At 33.5% G+C, this 10,793-nt stretch carries 11 protein-coding genes; 6 read left to right on the top strand and 5 right to left on the bottom strand.

Annotation, left to right across the window (positions count from 1 at the left end; translation table 11 throughout):
- From QZZ51_RS08600 to QZZ51_RS08580, 5 genes are all read right to left on the bottom strand, one after another.
- On the bottom strand, positions 1–1,863 hold a 1,863-nt coding region (locus tag QZZ51_RS08600), incomplete at its 3' end, for a POTRA domain-containing protein (protein WP_291868655.1).
- Complete coding sequence (locus tag QZZ51_RS08595; protein ID WP_291868652.1) at positions 1,835–2,575, bottom strand: isoprenyl transferase; 741 nt, start codon at positions 2,573–2,575, stop codon at positions 1,835–1,837. The genes QZZ51_RS08600 and QZZ51_RS08595, both read right to left, overlap by 29 nt.
- 8 nt (positions 2,576–2,583) lie before the next feature.
- Positions 2,584–3,270, bottom strand: coding sequence for a DUF6089 family protein (locus tag QZZ51_RS08590; protein ID WP_291868649.1), 687 nt, complete (start codon positions 3,268–3,270; stop codon positions 2,584–2,586).
- 116 nt (positions 3,271–3,386) lie between these two features.
- Positions 3,387–4,268 (bottom strand): NAD kinase, encoded by an 882-nt coding sequence (locus QZZ51_RS08585; RefSeq protein WP_291868646.1) that lies wholly within the window; start codon positions 4,266–4,268, stop codon positions 3,387–3,389.
- Positions 4,269–4,271: 3 nt separating this feature from the next.
- Positions 4,272–4,928: a CBS domain-containing protein gene (locus QZZ51_RS08580; protein ID WP_291868643.1), complete on the bottom strand. Its 657-nt coding sequence runs from the start codon at positions 4,926–4,928 to the stop codon at positions 4,272–4,274.
- A 91-nt stretch (positions 4,929–5,019) separates the two neighbouring features.
- On the opposite strand from QZZ51_RS08580, the gene QZZ51_RS08575 reads away from it, so the two are divergent.
- The 6 genes from QZZ51_RS08575 (at position 5,020) to clpP (ending at position 10,749) form a co-directional block, all read left to right on the top strand.
- Positions 5,020–5,733, top strand: a complete 714-nt coding sequence (locus tag QZZ51_RS08575; protein ID WP_291868641.1) for a pyridoxine 5'-phosphate synthase — start codon at positions 5,020–5,022, stop codon at positions 5,731–5,733.
- Entirely contained in the window at positions 5,730–6,506 is a 777-nt protein-coding gene (locus QZZ51_RS08570) for an alpha/beta fold hydrolase (RefSeq protein ID WP_291868638.1), read from the top strand. Before QZZ51_RS08575 ends, QZZ51_RS08570 begins: the two co-directional genes overlap by 4 nt.
- A 120-nt stretch (positions 6,507–6,626) precedes the next feature.
- Positions 6,627–8,144, top strand: coding sequence for an SGNH/GDSL hydrolase family protein (locus QZZ51_RS08565; RefSeq protein ID WP_291868635.1), 1,518 nt, complete (start codon positions 6,627–6,629; stop codon positions 8,142–8,144).
- A 65-nt stretch (positions 8,145–8,209) separates the two neighbouring features.
- On the top strand, positions 8,210–8,554 hold the full coding sequence (locus QZZ51_RS08560) for a phage holin family protein (RefSeq protein WP_291868632.1): 345 nt from the start codon (positions 8,210–8,212) through the stop codon (positions 8,552–8,554).
- Positions 8,555–8,658: 104 nt separating this feature from the next.
- A complete protein-coding gene (gene tig, locus QZZ51_RS08555) occupies positions 8,659–9,981 on the top strand; it encodes a trigger factor (protein ID WP_291868629.1) in 1,323 nt (440 codons plus the stop codon).
- Positions 9,982–10,071: 90 nt separating this feature from the next.
- Positions 10,072–10,749 carry an ATP-dependent Clp endopeptidase proteolytic subunit ClpP gene (clpP, locus tag QZZ51_RS08550; protein WP_291868627.1) on the top strand — a complete coding sequence of 226 codons (678 nt, stop codon included), beginning with the start codon at positions 10,072–10,074 and terminating at the stop codon, positions 10,747–10,749.
- The last annotated feature ends 44 nt before the right edge of the window (positions 10,750–10,793 follow it).

The following is a 10,793-nucleotide window of genomic DNA, read 5'->3' as shown; positions in this document are numbered from 1 at the left end:
ACCTAAAGTATAGGCTATAGAATTAAATTTTCCATTTGAGGTATTAAACAACCCAAGATTATAATTCTTAAAATCATATAACTGGTAGCTTAACGAATGAGATATCGTAAAGAAATCATCTGGCCATTGTACTCTCTTTGCCAAACCTGCCGTTATACCTGTTATAGAAAACTGCTGATCTTTCTTTACCTCTACTCTACCTCTATTGCTATAATCAGCTCTAAACTGTTGGGTTCTAGAAAGTGATAAATTAAAACGTACTGGTTTTTTACCTCCTAACCAAGGTTCTGCAAAATTTAAACTATATACTCTATAGGTTTTACTTGCCTGTAAACGCAAAGCAAAAGTCTGCCCATCTCCCATAGGAACCGGCTTATATTCTTCTCCTTTAAATAAGTTCTTTATAGAGAAATTACTAAAAGAAAGCCCTAAAGTTCCAATAAAACCTCCACCGCCATAACCACCTTGTAATTCTATTTGGCTAGATCCCGACTCTACCAAACTAAAAGCTAAATCTACAGTACCTGCATTAGGGTCTGGGTTTATTATATCTGGTTTTACTTGTTCTGCATCAAAGAAACCAAGCTGCCCTAATTCTCTAATACTTCTAATAATATCGGATTTATTATAACGTTGTCCTGGTCTTGTTCTTAATTCTCTAAAGATAACATGATCATTAGTTTTAGCATTACCAGTAATTGTAACATGATTTAAAAAGGTCTCTTTACCTTCTATTATTCTAATTTCAAAATTAATAGTATCATTCTCTGCGGAAACCTCTACTGGGTTAATACTAGAGAATAAATATCCATTATTCTGATACAAACTAGTTACATCATTAGCATCTGGTTTAGAATCGTCTGCAATACGCTCCCTTAATAAAACACCATTATAGGTTGCTCCTTTTTTTATTCCCAATAGACGGTGTAATTGACGATCGGTGTATACACTATTACCAACAAAATCAATATCGCCAAAATAATATTTCTCTCCTTCTTCTACCTTTAATTTAACTAAGATATTATTTTCATCTATTTTCTCAATAGTATCAGACAATATACGCGCATCCCTAAATCCATTTTCCGCATATTTATCTACTAATAAATCTAAATCGTTTTTGTAATCTTCTTCTATATATTTAGATTTTTTCCAAAAACGTCCTAGCCTTTTTTTCTTAGTCTTCTTTAAAGCTTTACGAAGTTTTTTTGCTGAGAGTTGGTTATTGCCTTCAAAGACAATATCTTTTATTTTTACTTTATCTCCCTTTTTAACATTAACTACCATGCTCTGGGCATTGGTTTCTGAAGTGTCTTTTGCAGTTGCTATAGTAACAGCAGCATTTAAGTATCCTTGCTTTTTATATTTGTTCTCCAAGTAATTCTTGGAGTTAGCAATTAAACTTTGTGTTATCTTCTTTCCTTTTTTAAGATCTGTATCCTTTAGGATTTCGTCTGTTTTACGCTTTTTTATGCCATAAACAGTAACATTAGATAAAGTAGGACGCTCTATTATATTAAGCTCTAAAAACACCTGTTCTTCTTCTATATTAGTAATATAGAAGTCTATTTCACTAAAAAGCTCTAGTCCCCACAGCTTATTAATTATAGCACTAATTTGCTCCCCCGGAAGGGTAATTGGTTGTCCTACACGTAAGCCTGTGTAGGTTTTTACAGTTTGCTCATTATAACTTTGGAGGCCTGTAACCTCTAACCCTCCTAATATATATTTCTTACCATCTTCATAAGAAGCAGTTTCCTGCCCAAATGTCAATGATGAAATTATAATAAAAAGTGTTGTTAATAAAGGTGTTAGAAATATAACCTTTTTCGTTTTGCTAGTTGAGTTGTTCGCTAGTTTTTCCAAATCTTCTTTCTCTGTTCTGATAATTTTTTAATGCATCCACCAAACATTCCTCTGTGAAATCTGGCCAAAATACATCAATAAAATATAATTCTGCATATGCTATTTGCCAAAGTAAAAAATTACTTACTCTATGCTCTCCACTTGTACGTATAAGTAGGTCTACATCTGGCAAATTGTGCGTGTAAAGATGGTTATTAATAATGGTTTCATCAATACTTTCAACAGAAATTATATTATTTTTAACTTTGGTGCTTATCTCTTGAATAGCGTTTTTTAGTTCTTCCCTAGAACCATAGCTTAAAGCTAAAGTAAGGGTCATACCCGTATTTTCTTTGGTTTTAGCCATAACTTCCTCAAGTTCTTTTCTGACTTTAACAGGTAAAGCATTGATATCGCCTATTGTGTTTAATTTAACGTTATTCTTTAAAAAAGTCTTTAATTCTTTTTTTAGAGAACTAACCAATAAACGCATAAGTAGCTCTACCTCTAATTTGGGTCTATTCCAGTTTTCTGTAGAAAAAGTGTATAATGTAAGGTATTCTATCCCGATTTTTACACAACTTTCAACTGTAGCCCTTACGGTTTTTATCCCATTTTCATGACCAAATACACGCAATTTACCTTTCTCCTTTGCCCATCTACCATTACCATCCATTATTATTGCTAAATGTTTTGGTAATTGACGGCCTTTAATTTCTTCTATAGTGTTCATGTATAGTTTTACTCAAAACAATCGCCACATACTACTCTTCCAAAGGTATACGTTAATGTTACCCCCGAAAATACGTACCAATCATCACTAAAAATATTTCCAAATCTAAAAGATTCAAAATTAGAGTTTTCTGGGTTACTAGCATCTAAATTATCTGTAAAAGTATACCTAGCTCCAATTTCTGCTCCAAAAATAAGCATTTGATTTAAACGAAGTTTAAAACCAACAGTCATTGGTATTGCTAATGCCCCATCCTTTTGCCCAAAATCTTGTAATACACCTCCATTAAAATAGTTATACCTATACCTAAAATAGGTAAGCCCAGTGTACATATAAGGTGTAAATGCCGATCCTAATTTATGTAAATTATAATCTACAAAATTAAATTCTAATCCCGCGGAAGCTTCTAAAATAGAATTATCTATCACATAACCTCTTTGATTCCTAGATGGTATATTCGATTTTGCGTCATCTGCTGTAAATTGCCCATACATTACACTTGCGCGCCAAGCATATCTTTTACTCTTATTCCATTTAAAAAGTCCTCCATATGCTAATCCAGAAGGCAACAAATAACTTGTTCTCCCAACATCACCAATATTATTAGCACCACCAAGAAAAAGCCCAGCTTCATAGGTCTGTGCATTTAATCCTAGACAAGTAATAACGAAGATTACAAAAATACTTCTCTTCATAAAATTTAAAAGTTTGCAAAAAACAACAATCTCAACAGCTTAGACCAATAAATCATTGTAGTTCTGTTCTTTGAAGATAAACAGCTTTTATATGCTTTTATTGTTTATTTGGGTTCTCAATTTCTTTTATCCTCTCCCCACAATAGTTTATTGCGTAGGGTTTTTAAAAAGCTCTCCGAAGTATACTCTATCATCTTAATTGTAAAAGGAGCCTTTTTTATTTGAATCTCTGTTCCATTTTCTATAGATGCTATTCTAGAGTCTAAGGAAACCAAATGATGTTCTTCTCTTCCTGAAACCTTTAAACGCATAATAGTATCATCAGAAACAACTAATGGCCTTGCATTTAAATTATGCGGCGCAATAGGTGTTAATACTAACGATTTTGCTGTAGGCACAATTACTGGGCCACCACAACTTAAAGAATAACCCGTAGAACCAGTAGGCGTAGAAACTATAAGCCCATCTGCCCAATATGAAGTTAAAAATTCGTCATTTAAATACGTTTCTATTTTTATCATAGAAGTGGTATCTTTTCTACTTACAGTAATCTCATTTAAGGCAAAATTTAAGTTTTCAAATTCAGACTCATAACCATCCACCTTTATCTCTACTAAGCTTCTTTCTACGATTACATAATCTCCTTTAACAAACTCCTGAATTACTTTTTTAACATCTTCCTTCTTAAAAGTAGACAAAAACCCTAAACGTCCTGTATTTACACCCACTATAGGGATACCTAAATCACGAACATAGGTTGTTGCTCTTAAAATAGTACCGTCTCCACCAAAACTAATAAACATATCAAAAGAAGTATCTAAGCCCTCTTTGGATGTAAAAGTCTTATAGGTTTTTGATGCTTTTTCAGCAACCAAATTCGTATAAAAATCTTCTTCTAAATATACTTCTGCGGATTCTTTCTGAAGTTCTTGCAATAACTCTAAAACATACTCCAGAGCATTATCTTGATATGTTAAACCATAAATGGCAACTTTCATTTTTTAAACGTTTAAATATTTATCCAAATAATCAGAACGACCCTTTAAATCTTCTAAAAATTTATCATCACTATTTCCAAAAACAATATTATAATTATATCGTCTAAAGGTTTGTACTACATCACTAAAGTTAGCCGTACTAATTTTAATGGTTACTTGCACCACATCATTAGTCATATCCGTAATAAACCCACCGATAAATTTAGCATTATTACTTTCTACAATTTGCGCAATTTCACTAAAAGAATAATCTTTAACTCCTTTAGCAATAACCAATATATTTCCTGGATCCGTAAAAAATGGTGTATCTATAAAAACACCTACCACATCGGTAAGGTCATAATAACCCAACACCTTTTCATTCTCATCTAAAACAGGTGACAAATTTGCTTCATTACGAGCAAAACCTTCTAAAACATCGAGCCAATTAGCGTCTTTTCTAGTAAAAAAGTTATCTAAATTATAGCGATAGCCTTCAATCTTCTCATCCACCTTAAGATTCTCTAAATCATTTTCACTTAGAACACCTAAATACCTCCCATTCTCTGTAACAGCTACATGTGAATAGGTTGTTGCTTCAAAAAATTGAATAACTTCTTTCATAGAATCTTCAACCTTAAAAACAGGAATACCGGATAATATATGGGTCTGAATTTGCATATCTTTAAATATAACGCAAAATACTAATTTAAAATATTAAAAGGGATGCCTAATTTGTATTTTTGCAATGCTATAAATCAAAAAAGATAGTATGACTAAACTAAGTGTTAACATAAATAAAATTGCAACTTTAAGAAATTCTCGAGGAGGCAATGTTCCTAACTTATTAAAAGTAGCAAAGGACATAGAAAATTTTGGAGCGGAAGGCATAACCATTCACCCAAGACCAGACGAGAGGCACATTCGCTACCAAGACGCAATAGACCTTAAAAACATTGTAAGCACCGAATACAATATAGAAGGCAACCCTATTAAGAAATTCATAGATTTAGTTTTAAGCATACAACCCACTCAAGTTACATTGGTGCCAGATGCTGTAGACGCACTAACATCTAATGCCGGCTGGGACACTATTAAAAACGAATCCTTTTTAACAGATGTAATTTCTACATTCAAAGAAAACAATATAAGAACCTCCATTTTTGTAGACCCAGAATCTAGAATGATAGAAGGTGCTGCTAAAGTTGGTGCCGACCGAATAGAACTATACACCGAAAGTTATGCAGAAGGGTATGCCAACAACAATTTAGATAGCATAATTCCTTTTACTGAGGCAGCCATACTAGCTCAAAAACTAGGCTTAGGCATAAATGCTGGCCACGATTTAAGCTTAGACAATATAAAATATTTTAAAGAGAAGGTTCCTAATCTTTTAGAAGTATCTATAGGCCACGCGCTAATTAGCGAATCTCTTTATTTAGGATTAGAAAATGTGGTAAACATGTATTTAAACAAACTAAAATGAAACAATTACTACATTCCAAAATAATAGGAGAAGGCGAACCTATATGCATTTTACATGGTTTTTTGGGAATGTCTGACAACTGGAAAACTCTAGGCAGCCAATATGCTAATGAAGGTATGCAGGTACATCTTATTGACCAAAGAAATCACGGCAAGAGCTTCCATGCAGACAATTTTAACTACGACATACTAACTGAAGATCTAAAACACTATTTAGAATACCACAACATAGAAAAAACCATATTGCTTGGGCATTCTATGGGAGGCAAAACTGTAATGCAATTTGCTTGTTCCTACCCTAGTATGACCAAAAAACTTATTGTTGCAGATATTGCTCCAAAGTTCTATCCTCCGCACCACCAAACAATCATAGACGGCTTAAATTTGGTTACCAAAGAAGGTTTAACCTCTAGAAAAGAGACAGACACCAATTTAGCCAAATACATTCCAGAATTTGGCATTAGGCAATTTTTACTAAAAAACCTATACTGGGAAGAAAAAGGAAAATTAGGGTTTCGTTTCAACCTTAAAGTATTAAGTACTAAAATGGAAGAAATTGGAGAAAACATAAGTAATTCTGATACTTATACCGGACCAACCTTATTTTTAAGAGGAGATAAGTCTGAATATGTTATGCCTAATGATTCTCTGGAAATTAAGACCCATTTTCCAAATGCCATTATCGAAACTATTGACAATGCTGGGCATTGGCTACATGCAGAAAACCCAAAACAATTTTTCAGCAAATCTTTATTATTCATAAATCAGCAATAAAAGCTTTATTTTATTATGCATGCATAACTTTTTCACCTCATCTGTTGCTTTTCTCGTAAATTTAATTATTTTTGATACGATTATTTAACGACACTTAAACTTAACTAACTCCTTATACTAATGAAAAAGAATTTAGCAATACTTGCGCTTACTAGTCTTTTTTTTGCTTCTTGTAGTAATGACGATGATGCAGAAGGAACTATCCCAGCAGAACCAACACCAGTTACTTACACTAGTGGCTCTGCTGATTTTAGTAACTATGTTTCCGTAGGAAATTCACTAACCGCAGGGTATTCTGATTCTGCATTATTCATAGATGGGCAAGTAGCTTCTTACCCTAATATGCTGGCTTCAAATTTTAAATTAGTTGGTGGCGGAGAGTTTAACATTCCATTTATGGCTGACAACCTTGGAGGCGCCACTCTTGGAGGAACTGAAATATTAGGAAATAGACTTTTTCTTGATTTTTCTAAAGTTCTTGAAGATGGTGATAAACCAAGCCCAGAACCTGTTGATGGAACAGGAACAACAGAAATAAGCACTATTTTAAGCGGCTCTTTTAATAACATGGGAGTTCCTGGAGCAAAAAGCTACCATTTATTAGTTCCAGGATATGGTAATGTTGGCGGTGTACTTTTAGGCTTAGCTAATCCGTATTTTGTTCGTTTTGCCTCTAGCCCAGGAGCATCTGTTTTAGGAGATGCCGTATCTCAAAACCCAACTTTCTTTTCTTTATGGATAGGAAACAATGATATACTAGGGTATGCAACTTCTGGAGGAGACGGGGTAAACCAATTAGGAAATCCTGTTTGGAGCACATACGGAAGTAATGACATTACAGACCCAACAGCATTTGCTGGAATCTACAGCACATTACTTCAAGAATTAACAGCTGGCGGAGCAAAAGGCGTTGTAGCTAACTTACCAGACGTAACCACAATACCTTATTTTACAACCGTTCCTCACAACCCAGTACCACTAAACGAAGCAACAGCTACCTTATTAAATGGAGCTTACGCACAATATAATGGCGGCTTAGCTCAATTACAATTGGGTGGAGCTATCACAAGTGAAGAACTTGCCGCAAGAACTATTTCTTTTGCTGCAGGCGCAACTAACGCAGTTGTTCTTATAGATGAAAGCTTAACAGATTTAACAAGCTTTAACCCTGCATTAGTAAACATGAGACAAGCTACAGCCGATGACTTAATAGTACTAACCGCACGTTCATTTATTGGAAGTTTAGCAGACCCAAGCAACCCTACTTCTATTAACGGAGTAGCAATTCCTTTAGCTGACAAATGGGTATTAACACCAGACGAACAAGACGAAATAGCCGTTGCAACAACAGCATTCAATCAAACTATATCTGATTTAGCGACACAATTTGATTTAGCTTTTGTAGATGCCAATACGTACTTAACCAAAATCGCAACAGAAGGACAACCATTATCAGATGGTAGTACCGTAACTGCAACTTACGGAACAGGCGGGGGATTTTCTTTAGACGGTGTTCATCCATCACCTAGGGGTTACGCTCTTTTATCTCTTTTATTTATAGATGCAATTAATACAAAATACGGTTCTGATTTACCTGGAGTAAATCCATTAGAATACAAAGGATTATATATTAACTAACAAAATAAATACGTAATTTTATAGGGCACCAATACTGGTGCCCTTTTTTGTTTAAAATTACTTTTATGAAACGTATATTAAGACTCCTTTTAAGTGCCCTAGCAGTTATATTACTAGCTCAAATTTTACCAAACGTAGGAATAGACAATTATGTAACTGCCATAATAGTTGCATTAGTCCTTAGTTTACTAAATTTTATAGTAAAACCTATATTAATAATTTTTACACTCCCAGTAACCATACTTACTTTTGGCCTTTTCCTTTTATTTATTAACGCCTTTATCATTCTTCTTGCCGATTATTTAATAGATGGCTTTTACGTAAGTGGTATCTGGTCTGCGTTAATTTTTAGCCTCCTTTTATCCATTTTACAATCTATTCTATTCACTTTCCTCAAAGAAGACAAGTAAAACCCAACTTAAGGTTTGGGATTCAGAGATTTAAAAAGTTGTTGAACTATATAAAATGTAGTACTTTTGCGTCCCATTTTATTTATGCAAAAATAGATTCAAGAATGAATATCACAAAAGAGCAGATAGACGATTTAAATGCTGTTGTAAAAGTAGCCATTACAAAGAACGACTACCAAGACAAAGTAGAGAGTATCTTAAAAGACCATAGAAAACAAGCCAATATCCCTGGATTTAGAAAAGGACAAGTTCCTATGGGTCTCATAAAAAAGCAGTATGGAAAGGCTGTTTTAGTTGACGAAGTAAACAAACTTATCCAAGAAAGCCTTAACAAATACCTTACCGAAGAAAAGTTAGATGTTCTTGGTAACCCGTTACCAAAACAACAAGAAAGTTTTGATTGGAATCAAGATGATTTTAATTTTGAATTTGAATTAGGATTAGCTCCTAACTTTGAAGTTGCTTTAAAAACTAAAAAAGCAATTACTAGCTACAAAATTGTTGCCGATGACAAAATGGTTAACGAACAAGTAGAACGTATTGCAAAACAATACGGAAAACTAGTTAACAAAGAAGAAGCTAGTAAAAAAGATGAAGTTACCGGTACTTTTTCTAATGAAGAAGAGGCTATAAATAATAAAGCTACTTTAGAATTAGATAAAATAAAAGCAAAAAAAGCGACGGATGCTTTAGTTGGAAAAAAAGTAGGAGATGTTGTTGTCTTAAAAACTAAAGGCCTTTTAAAAGAAGAGCATTTATTAGCTAGCACTTTAGGTCTGGATGCTGATAAAGCTAAAGATTTAGACATTGAAGTTTCTTTCACTATAGAAGAAATAAATGAAAGAGAACCTGCTGCATTAGATCAGGAATTATTCGACAAGCTTTTTGGAAAAGACGAAGTTACTTCTGAAAAAGAATTAAAAGCAAAAATTAAAGAAGATTCCGAAAAGCAGTTTGAACAACAAGCAGATCAAAAATTGCTTAATGACATTACAGAATACTTCATTGATAACACAAAATTTGAACTTCCTTCCAACTTTTTAACTAAGTGGATACAATCTACTGGAGAAAAACCGTTAACAGATGAGGAAGCTAACGAAGAGTTTCAAAAATCTGAAAAAGGATTACGCTACCAACTGATTGAAGGAAAAATCATTAAAGACAATGATATTCAAATTCAATTTGATGAGTTAAAAGAATTTGCCAAAGGATTTATAAAAAGTCAAATGGCACAATTTGGACAACTAAATCCTCAGGAAGAAGAATTAGATAATATTGCAACTAGAGTTTTAAGCAACCAAGACGAAGTTAAAAGACTATCTGAACAACTAATGAGTCAAAAATTACTTTCTCTTTATAAAGAAAAAGTAAACTTGAAGACTAAAGAAATGACATACGAAAACTTCGTTAAAGAAGTTTACGGGTAAGTTTTGCATAAAATAAATAAGTATCTTTACGGTGCCGGAAATTTATTTTCGGCACCTTTTTTTACCTATAAAGTTGAATAAATATCGATTATGGATTACGGAAAAGAATTTAAGAATTACGCTATAAACCATCAAGGGATTAACAGCATGTACTATGACAAAATCATGAGTAGCATGTACCCAACAAATATGACCCCAAACATTATTGAGGAAAGACAGTTAAACGCAATTGCGATGGATGTTTTCTCGAGACTAATGATGGATCGTATCATATTTTTAGGAACAGGTATAAATGATCAAGTTGCTAATATCGTGCAAGCGCAATTATTATTCTTAGAAAGCGCTGATGCATCGAAAGATATTCAGATATATATCAACTCTCCTGGAGGAAGTGTTTATGCTGGTTTAGGTATTTATGATACAATGCAATTTATTAAGCCAGACGTAGCAACTATTTGCACAGGCATGGCTGCTTCTATGGGCGCTGTTCTTTTATGTGCAGGTGAAAAAGGAAAACGTAGTGGTTTAACACACTCCCGCGTAATGATACACCAACCAATGGGAGGAGCTCAAGGACAAGCAAGTGACATAGAAATTACAGCTAGAGAAATACTTAAATTAAAGGAAGAATTATACGAAATAATTGCACAACATTCTGGGCAAACAATAGACAAAGTTCACGATGATAGTGACCGTGATTATTGGATGAAGGCAGATGAAGCTAAAAAATATGGAATGATTGATGAAATTTTAGTTAGGGATAAATAATAATATCGACTAAAGAAAAATCGCACTTCCTATTTAATAGGATT

Origin of the sequence: Maribacter sp. (assembly GCF_016744255.1) — a bacterium.
Classification (GTDB): domain Bacteria; phylum Bacteroidota; class Bacteroidia; order Flavobacteriales; family Flavobacteriaceae; genus Maribacter_B.
The sequence above is the reverse complement of the archived record's forward strand: the minus strand, read 5'-3'. Positions and strand labels throughout refer to the sequence as shown.

Bases quoted from the DNA above. Each gene is read 5' to 3' on its own strand.
- QZZ51_RS08565 (WP_291868635.1), top strand. From the start codon at position 6,627: ATGAAAAAGAATTTAGCAATACTTGCGCTTACTAGTCTTTTTTTTGCT.
- QZZ51_RS08575 (WP_291868641.1), top strand. From the start codon at position 5,020: ATGACTAAACTAAGTGTTAACATAAATAAAATTGCAACTTTAAGAAAT.
- QZZ51_RS08590 (WP_291868649.1), bottom strand. From the start codon at position 3,270: ATGAAGAGAAGTATTTTTGTAATCTTCGTTATTACTTGTCTAGGATTA.
- tig (WP_291868629.1), top strand. From the start codon at position 8,659: ATGAATATCACAAAAGAGCAGATAGACGATTTAAATGCTGTTGTAAAA.
- QZZ51_RS08570 (WP_291868638.1), top strand. From the start codon at position 5,730: ATGAAACAATTACTACATTCCAAAATAATAGGAGAAGGCGAACCTATA.
- clpP (WP_291868627.1), top strand. From the start codon at position 10,072: ATGGATTACGGAAAAGAATTTAAGAATTACGCTATAAACCATCAAGGG.
- QZZ51_RS08580 (WP_291868643.1), bottom strand. From the start codon at position 4,928: ATGCAAATTCAGACCCATATATTATCCGGTATTCCTGTTTTTAAGGTT.
- QZZ51_RS08585 (WP_291868646.1), bottom strand. From the start codon at position 4,268: ATGAAAGTTGCCATTTATGGTTTAACATATCAAGATAATGCTCTGGAG.
- QZZ51_RS08560 (WP_291868632.1), top strand. From the start codon at position 8,210: ATGAAACGTATATTAAGACTCCTTTTAAGTGCCCTAGCAGTTATATTA.
- QZZ51_RS08595 (WP_291868652.1), bottom strand. From the start codon at position 2,575: ATGAACACTATAGAAGAAATTAAAGGCCGTCAATTACCAAAACATTTA.